Source organism: Staphylococcus sp. LCT-H4 (genome assembly GCF_001866145.1).
Classification (GTDB): domain Bacteria; phylum Bacillota; class Bacilli; order Staphylococcales; family Staphylococcaceae; genus Staphylococcus; species Staphylococcus succinus.
On sequence record NZ_MODY01000001.1, the window covers coordinates 218113 to 244064 of the forward strand.

The 25952-nt window shown below is 32.9% G+C and carries 26 protein-coding genes; 10 read left to right on the top strand and 16 right to left on the bottom strand.

Annotated elements, in window-relative coordinates; all coding sequences use genetic code 11:
* Positions 1-93: 93 nt before the first annotated feature.
* Positions 94-1533, bottom strand: a complete 1440-nt coding sequence (locus tag BK821_RS01100) for an MDR family MFS transporter (protein ID WP_046835822.1) — start codon at positions 1531-1533, stop codon at positions 94-96.
* Positions 1534-1757: 224 nt separating this feature from the next.
* Between BK821_RS01100 and BK821_RS13305 the strand changes: the two genes are divergently transcribed.
* On the top strand, positions 1758-1865 hold the full coding sequence (locus tag BK821_RS13305) for a putative metal homeostasis protein (RefSeq protein WP_101118117.1): 108 nt from the start codon (positions 1758-1760) through the stop codon (positions 1863-1865).
* A gap of 290 nt (positions 1866-2155) precedes the next feature.
* On the opposite strand, the gene BK821_RS01105 is transcribed toward BK821_RS13305, so the two are convergent.
* Complete coding sequence (locus tag BK821_RS01105; protein WP_046835823.1) at positions 2156-2842, bottom strand: 2,3-diphosphoglycerate-dependent phosphoglycerate mutase; 687 nt, start codon at positions 2840-2842, stop codon at positions 2156-2158.
* A gap of 377 nt (positions 2843-3219) precedes the next feature.
* Here BK821_RS01105 and BK821_RS01110 point away from each other — a divergent pair, with 377 nt between their 5' ends.
* On the top strand, positions 3220-3591 hold the full coding sequence (locus BK821_RS01110; protein ID WP_046835824.1) for an aggregation-promoting factor C-terminal-like domain-containing protein: 372 nt from the start codon (positions 3220-3222) through the stop codon (positions 3589-3591).
* 224 nt (positions 3592-3815) lie between these two features.
* On the opposite strand, the gene BK821_RS01115 is transcribed toward BK821_RS01110, so the two are convergent.
* A complete protein-coding gene (locus BK821_RS01115) occupies positions 3816-4685 on the bottom strand; it encodes a cation diffusion facilitator family transporter (RefSeq protein ID WP_046835825.1) in 870 nt (289 codons plus the stop codon).
* Positions 4686-4879: 194 nt separating this feature from the next.
* Entirely contained in the window at positions 4880-5266 is a 387-nt protein-coding gene (locus BK821_RS01120) for a GtrA family protein (RefSeq protein WP_046835826.1), read from the bottom strand.
* Between the two features lie 277 nt (positions 5267-5543).
* On the opposite strand from BK821_RS01120, the gene tcaB reads away from it, so the two are divergent.
* Positions 5544-6749 (top strand): putative multidrug effflux MFS transporter TcaB, encoded by a 1206-nt coding sequence (gene tcaB / locus BK821_RS01125; RefSeq protein ID WP_071330997.1) that lies wholly within the window; start codon positions 5544-5546, stop codon positions 6747-6749.
* A gap of 221 nt (positions 6750-6970) precedes the next feature.
* On the top strand, positions 6971-7582 hold the full coding sequence (locus BK821_RS01130; RefSeq protein WP_071330998.1) for a C39 family peptidase: 612 nt from the start codon (positions 6971-6973) through the stop codon (positions 7580-7582).
* Between the two features lie 239 nt (positions 7583-7821).
* Here BK821_RS01130 and BK821_RS01135 read toward each other — a convergent pair whose 3' ends face one another.
* Positions 7822-8631, bottom strand: a complete 810-nt coding sequence (locus BK821_RS01135; protein WP_046835829.1) for a metallophosphoesterase — start codon at positions 8629-8631, stop codon at positions 7822-7824.
* A gap of 198 nt (positions 8632-8829) precedes the next feature.
* On the opposite strand from BK821_RS01135, the gene BK821_RS01140 reads away from it, so the two are divergent.
* Together BK821_RS01140 and BK821_RS01145 are read left to right on the top strand one after the other, a co-directional pair.
* Positions 8830-10851 carry a cation:proton antiporter gene (locus BK821_RS01140; RefSeq protein WP_046835830.1) on the top strand — a complete coding sequence of 674 codons (2022 nt, stop codon included), beginning with the start codon at positions 8830-8832 and terminating at the stop codon, positions 10849-10851.
* A gap of 285 nt (positions 10852-11136) precedes the next feature.
* Positions 11137-11637 carry a GNAT family N-acetyltransferase gene (locus BK821_RS01145; protein WP_071330999.1) on the top strand — a complete coding sequence of 167 codons (501 nt, stop codon included), beginning with the start codon at positions 11137-11139 and terminating at the stop codon, positions 11635-11637.
* An 88-nt stretch (positions 11638-11725) separates the two neighbouring features.
* On the opposite strand, the gene pcp is transcribed toward BK821_RS01145, so the two are convergent.
* From pcp to BK821_RS01160, 3 genes are all read right to left on the bottom strand, one after another.
* Positions 11726-12367, bottom strand: coding sequence for a pyroglutamyl-peptidase I (gene pcp / locus BK821_RS01150; protein WP_046835832.1), 642 nt, complete (start codon positions 12365-12367; stop codon positions 11726-11728).
* A 142-nt stretch (positions 12368-12509) separates the two neighbouring features.
* Positions 12510-12950 (bottom strand): DUF805 domain-containing protein, encoded by a 441-nt coding sequence (locus tag BK821_RS01155; RefSeq protein ID WP_046835833.1) that lies wholly within the window; start codon positions 12948-12950, stop codon positions 12510-12512.
* A gap of 150 nt (positions 12951-13100) precedes the next feature.
* A complete protein-coding gene (locus tag BK821_RS01160; protein ID WP_071331000.1) occupies positions 13101-14708 on the bottom strand; it encodes a M20/M25/M40 family metallo-hydrolase in 1608 nt (535 codons plus the stop codon).
* A 273-nt stretch (positions 14709-14981) separates the two neighbouring features.
* On the opposite strand from BK821_RS01160, the gene BK821_RS01165 reads away from it, so the two are divergent.
* From BK821_RS01165 to lrgB, 4 genes are all read left to right on the top strand, one after another.
* On the top strand, positions 14982-16739 hold the full coding sequence (locus BK821_RS01165; protein WP_071331001.1) for a sensor histidine kinase: 1758 nt from the start codon (positions 14982-14984) through the stop codon (positions 16737-16739).
* Positions 16736-17500 carry a response regulator transcription factor LytR gene (locus BK821_RS01170; RefSeq protein WP_071331002.1) on the top strand — a complete coding sequence of 255 codons (765 nt, stop codon included), beginning with the start codon at positions 16736-16738 and terminating at the stop codon, positions 17498-17500. Before BK821_RS01165 ends, BK821_RS01170 begins: the two co-directional genes overlap by 4 nt.
* Positions 17501-17620: 120 nt before the next feature.
* Positions 17621-18064, top strand: a complete 444-nt coding sequence (lrgA, locus tag BK821_RS01175) for an antiholin-like murein hydrolase modulator LrgA (RefSeq protein ID WP_046835837.1) — start codon at positions 17621-17623, stop codon at positions 18062-18064.
* Complete coding sequence (gene lrgB, locus BK821_RS01180) at positions 18061-18762, top strand: antiholin-like protein LrgB (RefSeq protein ID WP_046835838.1); 702 nt, start codon at positions 18061-18063, stop codon at positions 18760-18762. The genes lrgA and lrgB overlap by 4 nt, the downstream gene beginning before the upstream one ends.
* A gap of 178 nt (positions 18763-18940) precedes the next feature.
* Here the strand turns inward: lrgB and BK821_RS01185 are convergent, their stop codons facing one another.
* The 8 genes from BK821_RS01185 to BK821_RS01220 all read right to left on the bottom strand — a co-directional run bounded on the left by BK821_RS01185 (position 18941) and on the right by BK821_RS01220 (position 25797).
* A complete protein-coding gene (locus BK821_RS01185) occupies positions 18941-19699 on the bottom strand; it encodes an alpha/beta hydrolase (RefSeq protein WP_046835839.1) in 759 nt (252 codons plus the stop codon).
* 18 nt (positions 19700-19717) lie between these two features.
* On the bottom strand, positions 19718-20404 hold the full coding sequence (locus BK821_RS01190; protein WP_046835840.1) for an ABC transporter permease: 687 nt from the start codon (positions 20402-20404) through the stop codon (positions 19718-19720).
* Positions 20404-21348, bottom strand: coding sequence for an osmoprotectant ABC transporter substrate-binding protein (locus tag BK821_RS01195; protein ID WP_046835841.1), 945 nt, complete (start codon positions 21346-21348; stop codon positions 20404-20406). The genes BK821_RS01190 and BK821_RS01195 overlap by 1 nt, the downstream gene beginning before the upstream one ends.
* Positions 21349-21363: 15 nt before the next feature.
* Complete coding sequence (locus BK821_RS01200; protein WP_046835842.1) at positions 21364-21999, bottom strand: ABC transporter permease; 636 nt, start codon at positions 21997-21999, stop codon at positions 21364-21366.
* Positions 21999-23183 carry a betaine/proline/choline family ABC transporter ATP-binding protein gene (locus BK821_RS01205; RefSeq protein ID WP_046835843.1) on the bottom strand — a complete coding sequence of 395 codons (1185 nt, stop codon included), beginning with the start codon at positions 23181-23183 and terminating at the stop codon, positions 21999-22001. The genes BK821_RS01200 and BK821_RS01205 overlap by 1 nt, the downstream gene beginning before the upstream one ends.
* Positions 23184-23469: 286 nt before the next feature.
* Positions 23470-23943 carry a thioesterase family protein gene (locus BK821_RS01210; RefSeq protein ID WP_071331003.1) on the bottom strand — a complete coding sequence of 158 codons (474 nt, stop codon included), beginning with the start codon at positions 23941-23943 and terminating at the stop codon, positions 23470-23472.
* A 1-nt stretch (position 23944) separates the two neighbouring features.
* A complete protein-coding gene (locus BK821_RS01215; protein ID WP_071331004.1) occupies positions 23945-24910 on the bottom strand; it encodes a 3-hydroxyacyl-CoA dehydrogenase NAD-binding domain-containing protein in 966 nt (321 codons plus the stop codon).
* Complete coding sequence (locus tag BK821_RS01220) at positions 24907-25797, bottom strand: beta-keto acid cleavage family enzyme (RefSeq protein WP_046835846.1); 891 nt, start codon at positions 25795-25797, stop codon at positions 24907-24909. Before BK821_RS01220 ends, BK821_RS01215 begins: the two co-directional genes overlap by 4 nt.
* Between the last annotated feature and the right edge of the window lie 155 nt (positions 25798-25952).

Below are 25952 nucleotides of genomic sequence, written 5' to 3' on the forward strand. Positions count from 1 at the left end.
GATCCTCTATAAATTATTACTGATAAAGAAAAAGCCGATAGATGTTCTGTTTGAGTTGTCCCCTCGCCCACATATCTATCAGCTATTATATACTTATTCTTGTTCTAAATTCATTTTCTTCTTACTTTTCAACAGGAATACACAAATTAAACTAAGGAAAGAAATAATTACAGCAAACCAGAAGGCGCTATGATAGCCATTTAGCAATGCATCATGTTGCACTTGAGCTGCTATTTCTTGTTTACCCATTCCTTTATAGTCACTCATGTCTGGTGTGAAGTTTTTTGATGATTGACTCATTGTTGTGAAAAGTGCTGCTGTACCAATAGATGCTGAAATTTGTTGCAATGTATTGGTCATAGCTGAACCATGCGCATTCATTTCGTATGATAAGAAGTTCATTGTATGCGTCATTAATGGCATTAATCCTAAAGCAATACCCACCATGCGGATACCATAAATAGTTGCTAGCATAGTAGCAGATGTATGCTCATCCATAACGACAAAATAAGAAGTCGTTATAACTACAATAATCATACCTATAATAGCTAAAATTCTAGCACCATACTTGTCAAATAATAATCCAGATAATACTGACATCACTCCCATGACTATAGCGCCAGGCAATAATATAAGACCTGATTGTAATGCAGAATCTTTCATAATATTTTGCACAAACATAGGTAATATTGTTTCAGAACCAATCATTGATATCATCGTAAATGACATGATTATAATCCCTATAGTAAATTGATTGATTTTAAATAGTGAAAAGTCGAGTAATGGATTTTCTAATCGTGTTTGTCTAAATATAAACAATGCGATTAAAATGATTCCACCGATGACAGTTGTTAGTACGATCGGATCATTCCATCCCTCACGAGAAATTGTACTTGTACCATATAGTACACTACCAAAGCCTAGTACCGACATAATGATTGAAAGTACATCAATAGGTGCTTTCTTTTTCAAACCAACATTTTTCACAAATTTAAGTGCTGCGAGGAATGTAACAGCAGCAACTGGCGTAACCACATGGAAAAGTGAGCGCCACTCGAAATACTCAACTAGATAACCAGAAAGTGTCGGACCAATCGCTGGTGCTAAAGCAATAACTAGCCCAAACATCCCCATGTATTTACCTCGTTCATGTGGTTCAAATACATCTAAGACCGTAGTCATCATTAATGGCATCATAATTCCTGAACCTAACGCCTGAACAATTCTTGCTATTAATAATATTGTAAAGTTCGGACTGAACCCAGCAATAAGCGTACCGATCAGGAAGATTAATATTCCAGTTAAAAAGACCTGCCTTGTTGTAAATCTTTGTATAATCATTGCTGATAATGGGACAACTACCCCATTAGTTAATAAGAATGCCGTTGTAAGCCATTGTACTTTTGTATAATCTATATTAAATTCTTTCATTATACTAGGTAATGCTGTCGTTAATAAGGTTTCATTTAATAGTCCAAAGAATCCACCAAGCAGCATTACAAATATCATTATTAATTTTGTTTTGTGCTTCATACCTTTCTCCTTTTCTACAATAATATATAAAACTTAAAATTAGCTGTAATAATGAATTATACATATATTTTATTAACATATCATTAAAAAAGTTTGGCATATTGTAAAAAACTTTATTGTTCTAATTAAGTTCAGACACATTTATTATAAATCGTAATTATTACTATTTACAAAACGCTGTTTTTCCTTCATAATTGTGTTAGTTACTAAAGGAGGTCATTTCCATGAAACTAGATTTACAAACTGCTCGCCGTAATTTAAACAGCCCTAATATCAAAACACGTAAGCTTGCGCGCAAAATTATTCAGCAACATAAACGTAATAAGTCATAATTAAATTACCACTTTTACAATTTTGATTACATATTCGCTTTTGCTGAAAATATGATTAATCTTTTTATACTCAACTATTTTTATATTTTAATGAACCAAATGAACCATTTCTAGAATCTTATACTAACCATTTAAGAATCTAATAGGGTACCTAATGATTAGGCACCCTATTAGATTCTTTTTTATACAACTTTTATATATCAATTTTAATAAATAACATATGTCTCTTACCTTAATAAGAAACTATAATGATATTTGTATCTTCTCAGTCATTCTAAAATTGAATACTTTTATAAGTAATATTTATCTATGACTTGTAAGTCATCAGTAAGTTCAAAAATTAATGGCGCCCCAGTTTTTATTTCATAACCAATGATATCTTCATCAGATATATGTTCTAAATATTTAATAAGTGCACGTAAAGAGTTGCCATGTGCAGATACTAAGACTGTTTTACCATCTAATAATTGTTGTGATATTTGATCGTTCCAATATGGGATTACTCTAATTAAGGTATCTTTCAAACTTTCTGATTCTGGCATAACTCTTCTATCGAGATGCTCATATTTTTTATCTTTTAAGTAATCATTCCTTTGAGATTCACTTTGTTTAGGAGGTGCTACATCATAGGACCGTCTCCAAATATGAACCTGTTCTTCACCAAATTTATCACGCGCATCATCTTTATTTAATCCTTGCAAACCACCATAATGACGTTCATTTAATCGCCATGATTTTACAATCGGTATAAATAACTGATCAGATTCTGATAACAAATGATACGTCGTTTTAATTGCCCTAGCTAATAATGAAGTAAAAACAATATCAATCTCTATGCCTTGTTCTTTTAACTTTTTACCAGATGTTTTCGCTTCTGCTCTACCTTGATCTGATAAATCAACATCTGCCCATCCAGTAAATAAATTTTTTGCATTCCATTCACTTTGACCGTGACGACATAAAATTAATTTTGGCATACACTATCTTCCTTTCATTTCATTAAGTTTGTCACAACTTTTACAAACTCGTTACAGTACAATGGCTTCGCTTCGTTACTACAAAGCCCTTTGCTAAGTCATTTCTCTCTTTTTCTCTAGAATGTACACATTAAAATTATAACAATTTACACTGAACTTTGAAATAATTGTATTCTTTTGTTCATAAATGAAGTCTTTTTTTTATTTTTCTGTAACCTATGTACTAATTTTTGATGTTATAGTTGTAAACGTTGAATTAAGAAAAAACATACAGCACTCATGACGCTTAGTACACATCACATTGCATGTGACTAGAAAAATTAAACCTGACTATCCACGATTATGTATCAGGTAAATCTATTAGGAGGATTTATTTAATGAAAAAATTATTATTAGCATCTTTCGCATCAATCACTATTGCAGCAACTGGTTTCGGAGTAAGCTCTAATATACAAACAGCAGATGCCGCTGAAACACAAGAAGCTACACAATCAACAAGTGAGGTTTACAGCCAATTTATTGAAGCTGGTGGCACTAAATCACTTTGGGATAATGTTGTAATGCCTGAATCCAGTGGTAACCCTGACGCTGTAAACGAATTAGGATATAAAGGTCTAGGACAAACTAAAGAAGCATGGGGAACAGGTTCAGTAGAAGAACAAACTAAAGGTATGATTAATTATGCTGAAGAACGTTATGGCTCAATCGATGCAGCAGTAGATTTCCATGTAGCTAATGGCTGGTGGTAAAATCAATGTTTAGTAGCTTTCTACTAAACATAAATTATGCTAAGAAAACAGTGAAATCGCTTTACAATAGACTGCCTACAAAGTTACTGGCTTTGTGGCAGTTTTTTTGTATATTCCCTAAATTATTACTACTATCACTTATAGTTAGTTACTAAAATAATAAAAGCCAGGCATTTACATGCCCAGCTTTTATAGGTTTCTTAAATATGTGCGTTAATTCACTATCATTGAATAGACGCTGGCTCAGGGTGTACATAAACTGAAGAAATCCCCTTCTCATGCATGTGTTGTTCAACAGCATCACATATATGGTGCGCATCTTCTAACGAAAGATCTGATTCAACAACAATTGTCACGTCAACAAATACGCTACTACCGTGATAGCGCCCTTTAATATTTTGAACGTCTATGACATCTTCGATATCTAATACATAGTTTCTATACTCTTCTAACTCTTGTTCATTAAACCCATCACTTAACGTAAAGATAGATTCTTTAAAAATTCCAAACCCTGTATATAAAATTAATAACCCTAAAATGGTCGCTAAAATCGTATCAATGATTGGTAATCCAAATTGAGTAAAAACCAAACCGATTGCAGTACCAATACTTACCAGTGCATCTGATAAATTATCTTTTGCTGCTGAATTTAACGAGCTGCTATTTGTACGCTTGGCTAATCGTTGATTAATGAAAAATACACCAATCATAATGATTCCACTGATAACACTAACATAAATTGTAATAATGTTAGGTGTATGATGTTCATTTGTAAATATTCTAGGAAAATTCTCTATTACGACTTGAATACCAACAAACATGATGATGAATGAAACTAATAATGTTGAAATATTTTCAGACTTTAAGTGGCCATATGGATGATTTTTATCTGCTGGCTTAATTGAGATTTTCAAACCAATAATCACCGCCAATGAAACGATAATATCAGTCATATTATTTAAACTATCCGCTCGTACAGCCGCTGAATTATATAAATAACCTACAGTAAACTTAGCTATAGAGAGTATGATATAGACGAATAGACTTAGATATGCGCCTTTTTGAGCAATTTTTAAATTTTCAGTTTGTGACATGACATGCGACCACCTTAATAGATATTGGATATATATTATGACCTATTGCAAGCACATTTACAATAATTTTTTATTAAAAAAATATTTAATATAATTGTTCTAATTATTTTTTAGCCTTTCCTAAAAATGATTATTAAATTGCGCAAAAATTAAGAAGGGCGCCTCTTCAAATTTAAGATTTGACCCTTCTTATATTAATCTTTAAGTATGTATTTAGATAACACAAATGTGATAGGAATTGTAATGATTAAGCCTACAAATGGTGCGACGACTGATGAAACGTGGAACCACTGTACAAAGATATATAATAACACTGTTTGAGTGCCCATATTGATCACTTGTGTTAAAGGAAATTGAATGAATTTCCGCCAAGTTGGTGTTACTTTATATACAAAGTAGCAGTTTAAATAATATGAAATAATAAAACTAACAATAAACCCACTAATATGACTAACCAAATAATTCAACCCAAGTATTTTTAATAAGAATAAATAAATAATATAGTAATCGAGTGTATTAATGCCCCCTACAATCACAAATTTTATAATCTCATAATGGGTTTTACTTATACTTAACTTCATACATTTACCCCTTTGCACTATGTTAAATATTAAAAATATGCCTTCATTCTATATGTAAAAATTAATTTATCATTAATTATTTACATGATACTTAGATTACGCTTCATACTGTATCATAATATAGTATGAAATGTATGATTCAACTAAAAAGAAACAAATGAACCGAACATAAACGATGATTGCATTTCATAAATCATATGTAATAATTACTTAGTTACAAAGTAACTAAACATGGTTATAATAAAACATTAGAAACATGAAAAAAGGAGAACATAATATGGACAAAACTTCCACACGTCAATTGCCTTTGATGGTCATCATCGTCTTAGGTATTATGACTACTTTTGGTCCTTTAACAATAGATATGTACGTTCCATCATTACCAAGTGTACAGAGTGATTTTAGTACAACTGCATCACAAGCGCAACTATCACTATCATTCGCTCTGATTGGTCTGGCAATTGGACAATTTATCTTTGGGCCACTATCAGATGCATTTGGACGTAAAAAAATTGCATTGATTATTATTGCTATATATGTGCTCACTTCATTTACAGCAATATTCACTTCTTCTATGTCACTTTTATTGATATTACGTTTGATTCAAGGATTAACAGGCGGTGGTGCAATTGTAATTGCTAAGGCGTCTATTGGTGACAAGCATAATGGCAAATCTTTAGCTAAAGGCCTAGCCTCACTACTAGTAGTAAATGGGATTATTACTATTATTGCCCCGCTACTTGGTGGCTATGCACTGAGTATTGCAAATTGGAAAGCCATTTTCCTAATACTAACTATCGTTAGTTTAGTTATATTTTTGTTTGCATTATGGAAAATGGAAGAAACTCATACACGAGATCTTTCAAAATTAAACTTTGGTGCGATTTTTAAAGATTTTGGTTATTTATTAAAGAAACCAACATTTATTATACCTATGTTATTACAAGGTCTAACATATGTAATGTTATTTAGCTTTTCTTCAGCTGCACCGTTCATCACACAGAAAATTTATGACATGTCTGCTCAACAATTTAGTGTACTGTTTGCGGTTAATGGTATTGGGTTAATTATTATGAGTCAATTAACTGCTAAATTAGTGGAATATGTAAACCGCTATGTTTTACTCATTTGCCTTACACTTATACAAATTTCGGGTGTAATACTCATTATCTTTACTCTGACATTACATTTACCTATTTGGGTATTAGTCATTGCGTTCTTTTTAAATGTCTGTCCTGTAACAGGTATCGGACCTTTAAGCTTTGCTTTAGCAATGGAGTCGCGGACTGGTGGTAGTGGCAACGCTTCAAGTTTACTTGGTCTTTTCCAATTCATACTAGGTGGTGTTATGTCCCCACTTATAGGGATAAAAGGTGAATTTAACACTACACCTTACTTAGTCATTTTAATTATCACAACTATATTAATTATCTTATTGGAAATATCATTAAAAGTCATGAATAAAAATAATTTGGTACGTTAAAATAAAATAGAGTAGGTTCCAAAAGTAAGAGGATAGAGACTATAGCGTAGCCTCTATCCTCTTACTTTTTTATTAGGGTAAGTATTCAACTTAACTATTACAATCTGTCGATTTCTTTTAAGCATTTTAATATGTATATTCACTAAATAAATATATAATATAACCAATAAAAATAATAAAACACAACATATTTCATAAAATGAACTAGGGGTGACGACACCATGAGTCAATTAATTTTACCAGTAAAACCGATTAGTCAACTTTTCCCAATACCTATGGTTATGGGATGCGAAGGCGTATCTGCTGCCATGATTCTACAATTTAACCAACATACAGTTCCAGCCACTGAAATTATGAAACATTGGCCTAAACATAAAAACAATCCATATAAAGGGTACGTTGGACATCATCTCTGGGTTAAGTGGGGGCATCATCAAACAATATTCCCTACAGCTTTAGTTCCTCATCTCAAACAATATAATAAACATATCGTAGATAGTACAGGACAATCTTTATCAGAATTATGTCAGGTTATTGATCATGGTCAACCCATTGTTATCTATCATACTGTTTTAGGTCAACGCCCTTATAAGCGTATATTTAAATTAGATGAACAACCCACTAAACTTGTATCGAATATCCATGTAACTGTTTTAATTGGTTACGACGCGAACTACTATTATTATATTGATCCTTTATGGTCACATATTGGAAAATCAATTATTTTACCAGCATTCATACCGAATAAATACCAAGTTATTAAAATTAGAAAATCTAAGTTAGAAGCAAGCTACAATGCGCCGGGCCAAATGAGTTTTCATATTCAGTCATAATACTTAATTCGGCTCTTTAAATAACACGTTGCCAATCTCATCACACGTTTTTTAATGAAACACAAAAATTAAAACACTACCCTTTAGTTTTCAAATAAATTTACAATCTATATTTCGGTGCCGCTAAAAATTATAGACCCCCTACTGTGTTAGCTATGGAAAATCGATTTACCAATATATCAACAAGGATTTATCCTTATAACTTCCTTGTTGATTATAAGTTGTATTAACGCGCTTACTTATAATGAGAAACTATACAATGCATGATTGATTTCTTGCTCAATATTAGAAGTACGCCATTCCCGTTGGTAACCTAGACAAGGACATATATATGTTGTGCCGTTTTCTACAAATGTATTCCTAAAATGAACATGGCCCATAATACTATAACGGATATCATACTGCTGATATATCTGATCAAAATCAGATGTTCCAATAAATGCATTAAAGTAATCAAATATTCTGTGTGGTGTGGGTACAGCAAATCTAGGGTGCGTCACAATATGAGTCATAAGAATTATTTTCTTGTCTTTAACTCGTTCAATATCTTTAGTCGCTTGTCTTGCCGCTATATTTGATAACTTTCGGTCTTCCATGGGCCAATCAATCTTCACCTTGTCTTGCCAAGTAGCGCCATAATACTTTCTGCGTGCCACTCGTTCAAGCGAAAATTTCGGATTAGCATAGGTGTAATCATACCACCCTGTATTACCAACAATGGCCCATTCATCATTGATTACATAAGGTTTTCCTATGAGACACGCATCCATTTGTAGATAAAAATCTAAAATTTCTGCAGAGGTCACATCGGTTTCCGTTGCCCAAAAATCATGATTTCCTGGAATAAATAGTACTTTAATTTGCATTTCATACTCAATGTACTTTACAAATTGATTAGTCAACTTGTAATTATTCGAAATGTCTCCAGCAATCAATAATAAATCTATATGACGTTGATATAATACATTGCTTAAAACGTTCTGATAATCTTCAGGTGTCAAAGTTTTATGTCTATCAACATGTAAATCTGAAATCACGCCTATTTCCATTATTTATCACATTCCTCTTTTTTTATAACAATGTCATTATCACATAATTACTTATTACTTAAGAAATAATGCGCTTATATATTATATTAAGCACTATTAAAATCTTTTTATTTTTATTTGCCTTATAAGAAAAACTACTGTTTATGCGTTTTATATAATGGTAAAATAGAACAAACAAAATTATATAGAGGAGTATTTATGTTATTATTAGAAGCATTTTTAATTTTCATCATCGCTGTCATTATCAGCTCAATCATACATAATAAATTCCCTAAAATACCCATGGCTTTTATACAAATTGCACTTGGCGTCTGTGTATACATTCTTCCCATACCTATCCATTTTGAATTTGATTCAGAAGTGTTTATGATGGCTGTCATTGCACCATTACTATTTGTTGAAGGTACCCATGTATCACGCACAAAGTTATTAGAATATCGCAAACCTATTATTCTGATGGCAATGGCTTTAGTATTTACGACTGTTATAGGCGTAGGTTACTTTATTCATTGGTTTTGGCCTGAATTACCTATGCCTGCTGCTTTTGCAATTGCAGCAATCCTATGTCCAACTGATGCAGTAGCCGTTCAAGCCATTACAAAAGGTAAAATATTACCTAAAGGTTCGATGAATATTCTTGAAGGTGAATCATTACTAAATGATGCAGCTGGTATTATTTCTTTCAAAATCGCAGTTACAGCGTTAGTAACTGGCACTTTTTCGGCTTTTCAAGCTATTGAACAATTTATCATTTCAACGATTATCGGTATACTTATCGGGGCTATTTTTGGTTTTGTAATAGTTCGATTACGTATTTATTTATCTATGCATAAAGGTCTCAAAGATAGTAATACAATGATATTCATACAACTATTAACACCTTTCGTTGTATATCTTATCGCAGAAGTTTTTCACGCATCAGGGATTATCGCAGTGGTTGTAGCTGGACTCATGCATGGCTTTGAACGTGATCGTTTGATTCGAGCGCAGACTGAACTTCAAATGAACTATAACCAGATATGGAGTACTTTGAGCTATGCACTTAACGGCTTTGTATTTGTGGTATTAGGTTTTATCGTTCCTAAAGTTGTAGCTGAAATCATCAAAGAAGAACCACAAAATATTAAATTTTTAATTATTACTACACTTTTAATTGCATTAGCCATATATGTTTTTCGTTTTATATGGATATTCATTCTATTTAAACAATTTTATTATCCAAATAATATCCAATCTTATCTTAACGATGAACAAGAAGTGCCGCCTAAGCGTGCACACTATGCGTTTATCATGACCATGTGTGGTATTCACGGTACAATTTCACTTTCTATGGCCTTAACCTTACCAACATTATTGTCGCAAAATCAGCCATTTGAATTTAAAAATGATTTATTATTTATTGCTTCCCTGATGGTGCTTATTAGCTTGGTATCTGCACAGATTATCTTGCCGTTAATTACACCATCAGAACGTAAAATAACTACATCCACAATGAGTTACCCTGTAGCCAAAATATATATCATCGAAAATGTCATTTCTCATTTTAAATCTTTATCTAAAAAGGAACAAACAACAGATTATAATGCTGTGATATCAGAATACTTTGATGAAATGTTCTTCTTACTACAGATGACACCTGAAAATGAAAATTCTAAAGAAGTAAAACGCTTAGAGGATTTAGCTAATGAAATAGAAACTGAGACTTTAGAAAAATTAATCGCTCAAAATAAAATAGATAGACAAACGATTTTAAATTATCGTTCTGCATTAGAAGCATCTAGACAATACCAAGAATCAACCACACTTCATAAATTTAATATTGTCATTAAAATGTTAGTCTTGCGCCTAAGAGCGAAACGCCGTTCAAATATAACTAAATTTGAACAATATAAATCAAACTTCCAAGAAGTGAAAAAGGTAATGCGTATTGTACATCATAATGTTACATTGCGTATAAAAGCCGAACAAACAAACGACAATGTTTTAGAAGTAAGTATCGTCCTTAATCAATATTATAATCGCCTTCGATCAATTAGAAAGAATCAGAACAAACGCTTCCCAACATCTGATTCAACTACAGTTGACCTTAAATTAGAAGGGCTTTATTTACAAAGAAAGCATTTAGATGAACTTATTCGTAACAAACAAATTGATGCATCTATCGCTGCTCAAATAAGAGAAAATATTAATTACAATGAAATTATAGTTACAACAGAATAAACAGAAATCGTTGTTCCATGCTTAGTATTTTTTAGCATTGGTACAACGATTTTTATATACCTGAAATTTCATCTATTTTATTATTTCAAACATGCATTCTATTGCATTGCGTTTATATTTGATAAAGTTTGTATTGGAGTGAATTTTTGATGTGCCTTATATAAATCATAGTTTCATTCGGCATATGCTTTCAATCAATAAATTACTTATAATTATTTTAAAAATTGTTTTTCCAAAATTATTGATGCTATAATAAAATCAATTTAGTATGTAAGGGGGCTGTTTATGGAATTCACAATTAGAGAGCTGACAGAAAAAGATAAACATAGTAAAGCCATTGTCCATTATGAAAGTTGGTTAGAGACTTATAATCATATTTCTGTTAATGATTACTTAAAAAATCTTGATAAAGAACAGTTTATAAAAAAATCCTACTTACATGATGTGCCTACCCTAGTCGCTGTCGTAGACAATGAAGTTGTTGGATTTATTTCTTATGGTAAGACGCATAACTATACTGCATCTGATAATTGGAGTGAAATTTATGCTTTATATCTATTAGAAGAATATCAACACCATATGATTGGTTTTGCGTTAACACAGCGTGCACTTGAATTATCCTATCCAGACAATGTTACACTTTGGGTTGTAGAAGAAAATGAAAATGCAATCCAATTCTATGAACAAGTTGGATTTAAACAAACAAACCAAAAGGAACCTGTTTACTTCGGGAAATTATATAATGAAGTGCGTATGAATTATGTACGTATAGATCATGATTATTAAGAAACGCACGCCGTGATTTCATACGACGTGCGTTTTGTTTTTGTTATAGATTTCACTTGTTTAGTGACTCAGGTCCAAAGCTAAAATATTATTGAATTTCACCTAAAGGCTTCTTTATATCTTCATTCGTATCTACTATCGTTGCTATTGCTGCTTGTAATCCTCTTTCCATCATTTCTAATGACATGGACGGTTGATTCACTTTGTTCACAACCTGTTCAGGGATAAATGGCACATGGATAAAACCAAATTTCATCTTAGGATATTGGGTATCTTGTAAGAAGCCTAGTTGATATAAAATGTGATTACATACAAAAGTCCCAGCTGTATTTGATAAACGTGCAGGTATACCTTGTGCTTTAATCGCTGCTGTCATACTTTTTACTGGTAAATTTGAAAAATATGCTTGTGCTCCGGTAATTTGTATCACTTCATCAATTGGTTGATTTCCTTCATTATCTGGTATACGTGCATCGTCAATATTCATAGCTATGCGCTCAGGTGTAATTTCAAATCTACCACCTGCTTGACCAACTACTAATACAATATCATATACTTTTTGCTGCAATTTCCCTTCAATGACTGTTTTACTTTTATGAAATACAGTAGGTATCTCTAGTTTATCTATAACACTCCCGTTAATTTTTTTCGGCAATAATTTTAAAATTTCCATAGCTGGATTAATTTGTTCATCACCAAATGGATCGAATCCTGCAACTAATATATTCATATTAATTTTCCCCTCCTTAAATATGAAAATGGAAGCATTCATTCCTATAAACGAATACTTCCACATTTACTAACATTTAGTAGCGGCCCTTATTTAAATACTCACCTTTGAAAGATTACATTATTAATGTATGTAACAATATTTATAACCATTTTAATTGTTCATCATCCACATGCCGTGAAGGTAATAATGTTATTACGATGAGTATCAGGGTACAAATCACTGAAATTATATTTAATGTAATCGCAATACCATTAATTTGACTGATATCAAAACCAATATCTACTAGTATGGATGTAACAATTAATATAACGGCAGATATTCTTTTTCTACCGGCATCATAAAAACGACGTAAAGTCACAGCAAACATAGGTACTAGTATAGCTATAACAAACATTCCTACCAAAGCAGACAAGATCACTCCTATAATAAATGACCCTGCTATAAAACTAAAAATACCAATCACTGCGATAATGAACAGACCAATAATATGAATTAATACTGGTGTCCAAAATTCTAATCGATCAGATTTACCTTGAAAATCTATGTATCTTTTCCAAAATTCCTTATACGCCTTTAACATATTGCAACCACTCCATTTTCTTTGTTGTGGACATTGCCATGTATTTTACATTAACTAATATATCGTAATACCCTTTAGATTAAAATCCATGCACAATAATATATATTTTCACAAACTGTAATATATTAGTAATAGCTGTTTACGATTTAACTAAGTTTCATCTATAAAACTTTTTATAATCTGCTCTAAAACTATAGGTAATTCTTCAAAAGCACTTTGTTTATGCAAACGTTCACTCACTTTATGTGCGTCTTTACCAATTGGACCACATAATAATGTGGGTGCGCTTACCTTCTGCATTGACTCAAAAGGTATTGTGTAGGTTTGGTTAAAATTTGGTGCATTTTGACTATAGGTTGCCATTTGTTCTATGTTACCATCAAATTTCAAATAACTTGAGTCACTGATTCCATTAAAATAATGGATACGTTGGCTCTCACGATTAAATTGGTTTCGTAAAGTATGATGCACAATTGCGATAGTATCCTCAACTCGTGCGTCATAAGAAGCGTTTACAGCAGGATAATACGGTGTAGCAAAAAATGTTACAACGGCTGGTGCAATATTTCTACATAATTGCATTAAAGCATCAACTACATTAACACTTTGCATATGTAATGCTTGCGTGTGTTGTATCGCTTTGTCAATTTGTTGATTCACATATTTTTCACCATGCTGTTTAATCGCATATTGTTTTAATTGATTATATGTTAGGACATTAATTTTTGTGTCGAATTGTATGTCCTCTTCTTCTAAAATTGTTAACCAGTCACTTTCGCAACGTTCTATAGCCCGAATCACATTATCAATAAATTGTCTAAATAATTCATCTGGTGTTTTTTTAAATAAAAACATATTAAAGAGCCCTATTGTTCGAAAAGGCGTTTGTACATCATATGTCGATTTTTTGTCTCGCGTTACTAGTGAAACAGGTACAGGCGTCGCTTCATCTTCAAAATGCTCTTTAAACGCAATATTATATTCGATAGCTTGAGTAATATAACTCATCATAAAGTTGGAACTTAGCCCTTCAAGTGGATTACCTACATGTGTTTCTTTTCCATAACATAATACACCAGGCATGATTTTCCCTATAGAACCTGAATAGGTATAATGCTTTTCATCTGAACCTGCTTGTTGAAATGTCGGTTCACTATTTAAATGTAACTGAAAGTCCAATTGATAACGCTCTTTTAATTCAGCAATTGTTTCTATAGCTTTTCTCATTCCCGAAGAATTGACCTCTTCATCAGGCACTGTAACTAATATTAAGTTAACATCCCATGCCTCGAGGCTAGCACGTTCAATTAAGGATAGATGTAACATTAATCCTGCTTTCATATCCATTGTTCCTCGGCCAAATAAATACGTGTCATCGTTCAAATCTTTAATTGCTTGTTCATTTAAATAACTATCATTTTGTTTGAATAAAGCTGTTAATGCATCCGAATCAAATGCTTCAGCAGAAAAATAGCCATAATCATCCACACTTACCGTGTCATAGTGACTGATTAAAGTAATCGTTTTAGTTGAAGTATGTGCCTTATAAAATGCGACTACCGCTTCTTTATCATCTTCCGTTTGAACCATTTGTATATGAGACTTATTCATTTGAAAATATGTAAGTTGTAATAATAGTTGCTTTATAAAACTAGGAAATGTTAATTCACCTTCTGTATTGGTAACTGTTTGGTGCTTTACTAAACGATTTAATAAAGTTGCTCTATCTTCGTATGATTGCCACAATGCTTTTGTCACTCAACGACCCCCTTGATGTAAGCGTTATCCAAATTATAATACATGATACTTTTATAGCCAATCGATTCATTGTAATTTTAAATATAATTTGTAATTTATGCTATATTACTTTGTTCTTTTTTTCAAATAGTATTCACTTAATTGCTTCTATAAAGAATAACTGCCATCATTAAAACAATATTATCGTCATTGATGATTATCATTAATGAACTATTTAAAAAAAGAAGTCTGCTGTATAATAATATAAACAATCTATTTAAAAAGGTGTCTATCATGTTAAATTTATTTATTTTATTACTTGAGCGGGTAGGACTGATTATTTTAATCGCCTATATCCTCATGAATATCAACCATTTCAAAACAATGATGAATGAAAGGGATAAACGCTATGCGCAATGGCAACTCATCATCATTTTTGGCTGCTTTTCTATGCTTTCAAATTTCACTGGTATTCAAATTCAAGGTGATCAAGTGATTAATGGATCCGTATACAATCATTTAAACCCTGATGCTTCATTAGCAAATACACGTGTGTTAACAATTGGAGTTTCTGGTTTAATTGGCGGACCGATTGTAGCATTAGCCGTAGCTATTATTTCTGGACTCTATCGTGTATATATCGGCGGTGCCGATGCTTATATCTATTTAATTTCTTCTATTATTATTGCACTCGTATCTGGATACTTTGGCCATAAAGCTATGCGTGAACGTCGCTATCCTACGATTTTCAAAGGTGCACTCATTGGAGCTACTACCGAAGTCATCCAAATGCTTTGTATACTCATATTTTCAAACAACACTGAGCATGCTTGGAATTTAGTAAAATTAATTGCACTTCCAATGATTTCAATTAACTCAATTGGTACTGCAATCTTTTTATCTATTATCTTATCAACCATTAAAAAAGAAGAAGAAACACGAGCGATTCAAACACATGATGTTTTACAATTAGCAAATCAAACACTTCCCTACTTCCGGTCTGGTTTAAATGAACAATCAGCTAAACAAGCTGCTGAAATTATTCTAAACCTTATGCAAGTTTCAGCTGTCGCTATTACAAATCGTAAAGATATACTAACTCATGTAGGTGTAGCAAGTAATCATCATGTTGCTCAAAAACAAATCATTACTAACTTATCAAAAAAAGCGATTCAAAGTGGTACGCTTAAAGAAGCCTATTCAAGCGAAGAAATTGGTTGTAATCATCCAGGGTGTCCATTACAAGCTGCCATCGTCGTTCCTTTACATGTAAAAAATGAAGTTGCTGGAACTTTAAAATTGTATTTCACTGACAAAAATGATGTCACTTTTTCAGATAAACAACTTGCTACTGGACTTGCTGATATATTTTCAAGTCAACTCGAACTCGGTAAAGCCGAAACACAAAGTGCCTTAATTCGTGATGCAGAAATAAAGTCCTTGCAAGCACAAGTTAATCCTCATTTCTTTTTTAATGCGATTAATACAATTTCTGCTTTAGTCAGAATCGATAGCGAAAAAGCACGAGAATTACTTTTACAATTAAGCCAATTTTTCCGGTCTAACCTCCAAGGCGCCCGTAATAATATAATCTCTTTAGAAAAAGAATTACAACAAGTCAGTTCTTACCTATCATTAGAACAAGCACGCTATCCAAATCGTTTTGATGTTGATTTCGAAATAGAGTCGTCTTGCTATGATGCACTCGTACCACCATTTGCAATTCAAATACTGGTAGAAAATGCCATCAAGCATGCTTTTAAAAATCGTAAGCATGATAATAAAATACTCGTTAAAGTAATTAAAAATGAAAATGGCATACAAATATCTGTTTCTGATAACGGATTGGGTATACCAAAAGACAAACTGAATATACTTGGTAAAACAAGTGTGTATTCAGACTCTGGTACAGGCAGCGCCTTAGAAAATTTAAACCGCAGATTAGATGGCCTATTTGGTTTAACTGCAAAACTCAAAATTGATTCTAACCAATTGGGTACAAATGTGAGTTATACTATTCCATATTATACTTCTGAGGAGGATAACAATTGAAAACAATCATTGTCGATGATGAACCTTTAGCGCGTAATGAACTTCGCTATTTATTAAATAAAATACGCACATTCGAAGCTATAGACGAAGCTGAAAATGTAGCTGAAACCTTAGAATTACTTTTGTATGAGGATTACGATGTGATCTTTTTAGATATAAATTTGATGGATGAAAGTGGATTAGATCTCGCTAAAAAAATAAAAAAAATGAAGCATTCACCTTATATTATTTTTGCAACAGCACACGATACATTTGCAGTTAAAGCTTTTGAATTAAATGCCATTGACTATATATTAAAGCCATTTGAATTACAGCGTATTACACAAGCCATTCATAAAGTAGAAATTGCTCTAGAAAAATACTCTGTTAAAAGTAATAATGTTGATTTATCGCATAATGCACAGACACATACTGACAGTATTGAATTCCCTCAAGCTGTATTACCAATTGAAGTTAACGAACGTATTCACATTATTAATCTTGAAGATATTATTGCAATTTCCGTAAATAATGGTATAACCACGATACACACTAAAACGGAAGATTTTGAAACAAACGAACCACTTAGTCAATATGAAAAACGTATTTCTAACCAACAATTTATGCGTATACATCGTGCAACCCTTATTAACAAAGCACATATTCTAACGATTGAGCATTGGTTTAATTACACGTACCTACTCACTATGACTAATCAATTAAAATTTCAAGTCAGTCGCTCTTACATGAAACCGTTCAAACAAGATATGGGATTATCTTGATTTTCACATTCTAATTTATGCATTTCAGAGATAACGTCTAGTAAGTCACTTTAAAACCACACATAAGTAATCGCTTTCATTTTATAATTGACCCAAGATCATTACGGGAGGCAATTTATTATGAAAGCTAAAAACCTACAAGATACAGAAAATAAACATCCATCAAAAACATATCATTTTTTCCACCAAGCACTAGTAATAGCAATCATAATGTTTGTATCAAATATTATTGAAAGTTTTATGCCAATTCCAATGCCTGCTTCAGTAATAGGGTTAGTGCTACTGTTCATAGCACTTTGTACAGGAATTATTAAACTAGGTGAAGTTGAAAAAGTCGGAACAACTTTAACAAATAATATTGGGTTCTTATTCGTACCTGCAGGCATATCAGTCATTAATTCACTTGGTGTTTTAAGTACGAGTCCAATACTCATTATTTTATTAATAATTATATCAACACTATTGTTGCTATTGTGTACAGGATTCTTTTCCCAAATGCTTATTACCAAATCCTTTATTCCCAGAAAAAAAACACACAAAAGACTTGCGGAGGATAAGATATGATTGAACATTTAGCGATTAACACACCCTATTTCGGTATTTTACTATCATTAATACCTTTTATTATTGCGACTTTGTTATTCAAAAAAACAAAAGGTTTCTTCCTATTCACACCATTATTTGTATCTATGGTTGTAGGTATTGCATTTCTAAAATTAACTGGAATCGATTATGCAAATTATAAAATTGGCGGAGACATCATTAATTTCTTCTTGGAACCAGCAACAATTTGTTTTGCTATTCCATTATATAAAAGACGTGATGTTTTAAAAAAATATTGGAAACAAGTACTTGGAGGTATTACACTCGGTACAACAGCTGCACTAATTTGCATTTATTTAATAGCAGAAGCATTTCAATTTTCTAATGGCATCATTGCATCTATGTTGCCTCAAGGCGCTACAACTGCGATTGCACTACCTGTATCAGCAGATATCGGTGGTATTAAAGAATTAACATCTCTTGCCGTGATTCTGAATGGTGTCATCATTTATGCTTTAGGTACAAAACTTATTAAATTATTTAATATTACTAACCCTATTGCTCGTGGTCTTGCACTCGGTACCAGCGGACATTCCCTTGGTGTATCATCTGCGCAAGAATTCGGTGAAACCGAAGCATCAATGGCATCCATTTCATTAGTCATCGTAGGTGTGATTGTCGTAGTTGTTGCCCCTATTCTCGCAACTTTATTATTGTAATTATATGATACGCAACTATTACACTGCCTTGAGATATAGGCAATGATTTATATCAGTACTTTAACTATATAACCTAAAGTTATTTCGTATCATAATATAATAAAAAGCCTCATGCTTTATCGGTACATTGTTGTGTACCAATGGCATGAGGCTTTTTATTTTTTTCAGTTAGCGTTAGTTACGCTACAAACCATTCAATTGCACGTTTAATAGCTTGATCCCAATAAGCATAATCATGGTTACCAGGTCCATCTTCAAATTGATATCGTATCCCTTTATCCTCTAAATAATTTATAAATTGTTTATTATCCTCATAGAGCATATCTTCTGTACCACACATAATAAGTAACTCAGGGATGCTTTTATCTTTATTTATAGCTTCATCGACTAAATAATAAGGATCTAGTTCTGTCCCCTTAGTTGTTTTATCAACACCTGCAATGGCTTGTCCTGAAAAATCGTGCCAATCAATATCCATGAATGCTTGTGCATTAAATACAGATGACAGTGGACAGGCTTTTGCAAAGCGATGTCCATGAGTTAAAGCATATTTTATCGTTCCATATCCACCCATTGAGTGCCCTGCGATAAAATTATCTTCTCTTGCATGTGATAATGGTAAAATTTGGTGTGCATAATCTAACACTTCCAACACATAGTCAAAGTATTTATGACCAAATTCCATATTACTATAACCACTATGATCAGCATTTGGCATAATCACTGCCATTTGATGATCATTAGCATAACGTTCAATACTTGTATAACGCATATATGATGTTTCGTCACTTGATAAGCCATGTAATAATAACATAGTTTTTAATTGTTTCGGTTCTTTATCGGTATTAAAGTAACTTATATCTTCTGGTAATATTGCTATAAATTGATGATTCATACCAATCGTTTTCGACTTATAATTGATAGTTAACATTGCCATATCATTTCACTACTTTCATCATTGATTAATCCCTTGAGGTTTTTGTTTTTTCTGAGTTCTAGTTGTAGGATCTAATCGTTTTTCTAAAAATCTTAACCCAACATCTATTAGAATTGCAATTAATGCGATCGGTATTGCACCTGCTAAAATAAATGTCGTCCCATCAGTAGCATTCGTACCTCGAATTACAATATCACCTAATGTTGGCGCACCTATAAATGAACCAACAGCTACAACGCCGATAGCTACAACAAGCGCTATTCTTAAACCACCTAAGATTACAGACAAAGACAATGGTAATTCAATCATACGCAATACCTGATTGCGTGTCATTCCCATGCCTTTACCAGCGTCTTTGATATTTTCATCTACACCGACAATACCGGTAAAAGTATTTTTAATAATCGGGAGTAATGCATATAAGAACACCGTTACCACTACTGTGGTAGGGCCTAATCCCATAACTAACATTAAAATCGCTAGCATTGCAATGACTGGTACTGTTTGTATAATATTCGCAATCGTAATAATCGCCCATGATAGTTTCTTATATCTAGCTATAATAATACCTAGTGGAATACCCACAATTGCTGCAAATAACACACCATACACAGACATAAGTAAATGCTTAATAAATAAATCCCAAAGGTAGCCAAAGTTTACTGAATAATATTCGACTAATTGCTGTAATAAATTACCCTCCATTAGTTTTGACCACCCTTCTTATCATTTTCAAAATAGTTATATTTTTTCAAGAAGTTTTCTGCAACAACTGCTGGCTCTTTACCTTTACCATCAGCTTGATAATTAAGCTCTTGCATTTCACTTGTTGAAATCTTCTTCTCTAACTTATTAATAATCGGTTTTAATTCAGGATATTTATCTAATAATTCATTTGTTGCTACAGAACTAGCTGCATAAGGTGGGAAAAAGCGTCTATCATCTTTCAATACTTTTAAATCATATGCCGCAATTCTCCCATCTGTTGAATACCCTACTGCTACATCAAGGTTTTTAGAATTTAATGCATCATATACTAAACCAATTTGCATCGGTCTAACTGTATTAAATTTAAATCCATATTCTTTTGTAAACCCTGGATAACCATCACCTGCACGATTTAACCATGAACTATCGACACCTAATTTTAATTCATCACTATGTGCTTTCAAATCAGACACTGTTTCCAAATTATATTTTTTAGCTGTTTCTTTTGTAACCATAAACGCATATGTATTTGCAAAACCATATGAATTAAAGAACGTTTGATTAAATTTCTTTTGGAAACCTTCTTGGGTAGCTTTCATTGCTTTTTCTGGATCTTTAATAGGATCTTCATTTAATGCACCTGTTAAGTCTGTACCATTGTAACGAGCACCAGACATATTAGCATCACCATTTACAAGAGCGTTGTGCTGAATTGTACTCGATCCTAAGTTATTTATTAATGTTGGTTTAATCTTTCCATCTGTATCATGTTCTATTAAAAGCCTCAACATATGAGACATAATTTGTGATTCACTCGTCGCAAGCGCTGTAATCTTAACTTCGTTGTCTGAGCTATTTCCACCTAAACCGGGTAAACTACATCCAGATAACACCGTCAGACACAGTACAAGTGCGATACAATACTGTTTCAATCGTTTCATAATGTCCTCCTTAATTTATCTGGATACTTTTAATCCTTTTGGCACTGCCCATTTTTCAACTAATGATAGTAACACATCAACAATTAGGGCTAATGCCGTTACTAATACTGCTGCACTTACAATCATTAATGGATCATATAAATTCAAGCCGTTAAATACAAAGTCACCTAAACCGCCAGCACCGACATAACTCGCAAGTGTAGCCCAGCTGATTACATAAACTGATGATAATCGAATACCACCTAAAATCAACGGTAAAGCTAATGGCAATTCCACATCTTTCATTAATTGAAAACGAGTCATGCCCATACTTATTGCCGCTTCTTTAATATTACTATCGATATTTTTAACACCTAAAACAGTATTATTTAATATTGGTAAAAGTACATAGATAAATAAAGCTATGATTGCTGGTAATTTTCCGACACCAAAAATTGGTATCATGACCGCAAGTACAGCCAATGTAGGAATCGTTTGTAATACACCAGCAACTGTAAGCACAATGTTTGAAGTTCTCTTCATCTTGGATAGAATTATTCCTAAAGGCACAGCTACTACAATGGCAATCAACAAAGCGATCATTGAGATATAAAAGTGTTCTACTGTTTTAGAAATCAGTTGACCACCATATTGCTCTATGAATTGTTTCATTATATATCAGCTCCTACATTATCGGGCTCTACAATTGCATCTTCAGTAGCGCTAACATCTTCATCTAATTCTCCCCAAATACTGTCATAAACGATATCTACTAAGTTGGCTCTCGTAACTAATCCAATCAATGTTTTACCATCACTATCCACTACTGGCACATTTCTTACATTTCTCTTAAGAATAGTACGAACAGAGTCTTGTAATTTACTGTCTATTCTCACTCTATAAATATCACGTTGCATCATATCAATAAGATCCTTATGCGTTCTTAAACCTTGATTGATATCTTCAATATCTAAGTAGCCTAATAATCTGCTATTGTTACCTACTACAAAAATAGTATCGACACGACGTGCCCTCATAATTTCTACCGCTTCATTCAGTGTACTATCTGCATGTACTGTAACTGGTTTAATCATCGCATCTTTAACCGTACGCATGTTAGGTCTATCTTGTATCAATCTATTTTGACCAATAAAGTCACGTACAAAGTCGTTTGCTGGATGACGCAAAATATTGTCAGGTGTGTCATATTGAATCACTTGTCCTTCTGACATAATACAAATTTTGTCGGCTAGCTTGATAGCCTCATCCATATCATGAGTGACAAATATAAATGTTTTACCTAATTTTTGTTGTAACTCTTTAACTAAATCTTGTAGCGTGTCTCTAGTAATTGGATCTAATGCCCCAAAAGGCTCGTCCATCAGAATAACATCTTGTTCAGCTGCCAATGCTCTAACAACACCTATACGCTGTTGTTGACCACCAGAAAGTTGTGATGGGTATCTATCTAAAAACTCTTCAGGTAAGTCGACTAATTTAATTAATTCTTTTGCCTTTTTTTCTTTCTTTTCTTGTGACCATTTCAATAACTTAGGTACTAAAACAATATTTTCTCTAATAGTCATATGTGGCATCAATCCGATTTGTTGTATAACGTAACCAATTTTTCTACGCAATTCCACTGGATTCATCTTACGGACATCTTTGCCATTAATTGTAATTTGTCCCTCAGTTGCTTCTATCATCCTATTTATCATTCTTAAGGCAGTTGTCTTACCACTACCACTCGTACCAATAAATGCTATAAATTCACCAGATTCAACCTCTAATGAAATATTATCCACAGCTTTTTTACCGCCGCCATAGACTTTAGATAAGTTTTTAATACTTAACATGGGTCAATTCCTTTCTATGTACATATTCAATTTCAACTATTCCCTAATAAATTTAGGGCTACCTGTGGATGTTATACAAATTCTAAAATAAGTAAAAACATGAGCACATATAGCCCTAATTTATTCATGTTTCGCTAAATACATATAAATAAATAGCCATTTTTGCTTAGATATTTTATCAACCTATATATAATAAGATACATCAATTAATAAAATTAAACAATTTATAATAGCGAACTTTGTTTCTTCACACATTCAAAAAAACTTTTATTCAATAGCCTAAAATTTATTTTCGTTTGATTCCAATATGATGCCCAAGTTCTTCTGGTTGATGTTGAATTAATGCAATATCTGCATAAAATTCAACTGCTTTTCTAATAGTTTCTGGAAATGGCTTCGGTTTATTAGATTCAGTATCCACACCCATTAGCATCACTTCATATGTCGCACATCTGTCATTTTGCTCATTTTTTAATGTCATAAATACGTGTAAACGCTTTGCGTCAAAATCAAACAATTCTACTGTGACAGTGATGGACTCATTTACTTTTATTTCTTTTAAATACATCACGTGATTTTCAAGCGTGAATATTGTATATTTCAATTGTTCAATCGCTTGTAAATCTAACCCTAAAGTAGCTAACCACGCGTCTGTTGCATCGCTGAATACTCGATTATATTCAGCATCATTCATATGACCATTATGATCTACCCAAATTTGTTTTACGGTTGTCGTATATTCAAATAGTGATTGAGTCATATTAATACACCGACTGAGTATTGCTTTTTTTCATTGAAGGTGTATCTTCTGGCCAATATGTTTCTGCAAGTTGTTTCACTTTAACTAAAAATTCATTTCGTTTTTGGTCAAGTTCTGACATTGTTTGTCCTTGTGATGAAGATTCACATCCATTGACGACTTCATCATAAAGTTCTTGTGTTAATTCAGGAGCTAATAACTTAGTCCAAGGTTTTTTCAATGCAGGGCCAAATTGTTTTAACATATGACGCATACCGCCCTCACCACCAGCTAAATGGAATGTCATAAACGGACCATATTGTGCATAACGCAATCCAGCTGCGTGGGTAAATGCTTTATCTACTTCTTCTGTAGTAGCGATGCCATCATTGACTATATGCAATGCTTCTCTCCATAAAGCCTCCATCAGTCTGTCAGCTACATGTCCTTCAATTTCATGTCTCACATGTAGTACATCCATACCAATATTCTCGTAAATTGTTTCAGCTTTTACAGTTGTTTCTTCTGTAGTTAATTTACCAGGAACAATTTCAACTAATGGTAAAATATATACAGGATGGAATGGATGCGCTACCACAAGCCTTTCTGGGTGTTGTAAATTCTTTTGTAATTCTGAAGGCATGATACCTGATGTACTAGAACCTATTATAGCATCAGGTTTTGCATAGAAATCTATCTCAGTTAATACTTGATCCTTTAATGATTCAATTTCTGGCACATTCTCTTGAATGTGATCTGCATCTTTAACTGCTTCTTCTAAATGAGGGGTAAACGTTAAATTTTCTAAGGATGCATTTTCTGCTAAGCCAATTTGTTCAGCATATGGCCAATTTTGTTTCACTTGTTTCAACATACTTTCAAATGCATTTTCACTCGGATCTGTCGCAATGACTTCATGTCCATGTGCTAATATTCTTGTAATCCAACCGCTACCGATTACACCCGTACCTACAACTGCAAACTTCATTTTGTACCTCCTTGTGGCGATCTAAGCTGATACTTTTCACGCGCCTCTGCCGGTGTCATCGGCTCAATGTCTAAATCTTTGAGTATTTCCACTGCTTTTTCAACAAGTTGTTCGTTAGATGCTTTTACACCCTTTGCTATATATAAATTGTCCTCTAACCCAACACGAACGTTACCACCACGTTTTGCTGCTTCCTCTACTGTTGGAAATTGCATTCTTCCAATACCAAATGCTGACCATTCTGCATTTTCAGGTATACGTGTTTTAAAATATTCGATGGTTTCTGGATCATTTTCAGCGCCCCATGGAATACCTAAACAGAATTGGAATAGCGGTGTACCTTCAATAAGCCCTTCATTTATCAATTGTTTTGCAAAAGAAATATGACCACTATCAAAGCACTCTAGTTCTGGTTTAACCCCTGCATCCTTGACCAATTGAGCTTGTTTCCTCAACCAATCTGCAGGACTCAAATAAATAGCGTCGCCCATATTGACGCTGCCACAATCTAATGTACACATTTCAGGTAATAACGTACCAACTGGTTCATGTCGCTCATCAGGGGTTTGCATATCGGATCCTTTTTCTGCTTTATACGGATCTTCGAGGCTTGGAATAAAATCTCCGCCTCCACCTGATGTAATATTAATAATGATATCTTCATCTGCTTCTCTAATTAGTCTTACTGCTTCTCTAAAAAACTCCACATCATGACTAATCCCCCCTGTTTTTGGGTCTCTCGCATGAATATGTGCTACAGTAGCACCAGCCTTTGCACATTTAATTGCAGAATCAGCAATTTCTTGTGGCGTCACAGGGACATGCTTATTTTTATCTACAGTATCTCCAGCACCTGTCAATGCTGCTGTTAGCATAACTTTTTTCATTGATATAAACCTCCAAGAGAGTTTTTAATACATCGGTTAGTATACCAACTGGACGGTTTAGTTTCAAGTCCTTGAAAATTTAAAAAAAAGAATAATCAACTTTAACTTGTTGATTATTCCTATACTATTGCACCTTATAACGTATTTTATTTTTT

What these genes read in the sequence shown, in the direction of transcription:
- BK821_RS01130 (WP_071330998.1), top strand. Translation starts at nt 6,971, where the DNA reads ATGAGTCAATTAATTTTACCAGTAAAACCGATTAGTCAACTTTTCCCA.
- BK821_RS01185 (WP_046835839.1), bottom strand. Translation starts at nt 19,699, where the DNA reads ATGGCAATGTTAACTATCAATTATAAGTCGAAAACGATTGGTATGAAT.
- BK821_RS01105 (WP_046835823.1), bottom strand. Translation starts at nt 2,842, where the DNA reads ATGCCAAAATTAATTTTATGTCGTCACGGTCAAAGTGAATGGAATGCA.
- BK821_RS01220 (WP_046835846.1), bottom strand. Translation starts at nt 25,797, where the DNA reads ATGAAAAAAGTTATGCTAACAGCAGCATTGACAGGTGCTGGAGATACT.
- tcaB (WP_071330997.1), top strand. Translation starts at nt 5,544, where the DNA reads ATGGACAAAACTTCCACACGTCAATTGCCTTTGATGGTCATCATCGTC.
- BK821_RS01205 (WP_046835843.1), bottom strand. Translation starts at nt 23,183, where the DNA reads ATGTTAAGTATTAAAAACTTATCTAAAGTCTATGGCGGCGGTAAAAAA.
- BK821_RS01115 (WP_046835825.1), bottom strand. Translation starts at nt 4,685, where the DNA reads ATGTCACAAACTGAAAATTTAAAAATTGCTCAAAAAGGCGCATATCTA.
- BK821_RS01190 (WP_046835840.1), bottom strand. Translation starts at nt 20,404, where the DNA reads ATGGAGGGTAATTTATTACAGCAATTAGTCGAATATTATTCAGTAAAC.
- BK821_RS01195 (WP_046835841.1), bottom strand. Translation starts at nt 21,348, where the DNA reads ATGAAACGATTGAAACAGTATTGTATCGCACTTGTACTGTGTCTGACG.
- BK821_RS01210 (WP_071331003.1), bottom strand. Translation starts at nt 23,943, where the DNA reads ATGACTCAATCACTATTTGAATATACGACAACCGTAAAACAAATTTGG.
- BK821_RS01165 (WP_071331001.1), top strand. Translation starts at nt 14,982, where the DNA reads ATGTTAAATTTATTTATTTTATTACTTGAGCGGGTAGGACTGATTATT.
- BK821_RS01145 (WP_071330999.1), top strand. Translation starts at nt 11,137, where the DNA reads ATGGAATTCACAATTAGAGAGCTGACAGAAAAAGATAAACATAGTAAA.
- BK821_RS01135 (WP_046835829.1), bottom strand. Translation starts at nt 8,631, where the DNA reads ATGGAAATAGGCGTGATTTCAGATTTACATGTTGATAGACATAAAACT.
- lrgA (WP_046835837.1), top strand. Translation starts at nt 17,621, where the DNA reads ATGAAAGCTAAAAACCTACAAGATACAGAAAATAAACATCCATCAAAA.
- BK821_RS13305 (WP_101118117.1), top strand. Translation starts at nt 1,758, where the DNA reads ATGAAACTAGATTTACAAACTGCTCGCCGTAATTTAAACAGCCCTAAT.
- BK821_RS01140 (WP_046835830.1), top strand. Translation starts at nt 8,830, where the DNA reads ATGTTATTATTAGAAGCATTTTTAATTTTCATCATCGCTGTCATTATC.
- BK821_RS01100 (WP_046835822.1), bottom strand. Translation starts at nt 1,533, where the DNA reads ATGAAGCACAAAACAAAATTAATAATGATATTTGTAATGCTGCTTGGT.
- pcp (WP_046835832.1), bottom strand. Translation starts at nt 12,367, where the DNA reads ATGAATATATTAGTTGCAGGATTCGATCCATTTGGTGATGAACAAATT.
- BK821_RS01110 (WP_046835824.1), top strand. Translation starts at nt 3,220, where the DNA reads ATGAAAAAATTATTATTAGCATCTTTCGCATCAATCACTATTGCAGCA.
- BK821_RS01215 (WP_071331004.1), bottom strand. Translation starts at nt 24,910, where the DNA reads ATGAAGTTTGCAGTTGTAGGTACGGGTGTAATCGGTAGCGGTTGGATT.
- BK821_RS01120 (WP_046835826.1), bottom strand. Translation starts at nt 5,266, where the DNA reads ATGAAGTTAAGTATAAGTAAAACCCATTATGAGATTATAAAATTTGTG.
- BK821_RS01200 (WP_046835842.1), bottom strand. Translation starts at nt 21,999, where the DNA reads ATGAAACAATTCATAGAGCAATATGGTGGTCAACTGATTTCTAAAACA.
- lrgB (WP_046835838.1), top strand. Translation starts at nt 18,061, where the DNA reads ATGATTGAACATTTAGCGATTAACACACCCTATTTCGGTATTTTACTA.
- BK821_RS01155 (WP_046835833.1), bottom strand. Translation starts at nt 12,950, where the DNA reads ATGTTAAAGGCGTATAAGGAATTTTGGAAAAGATACATAGATTTTCAA.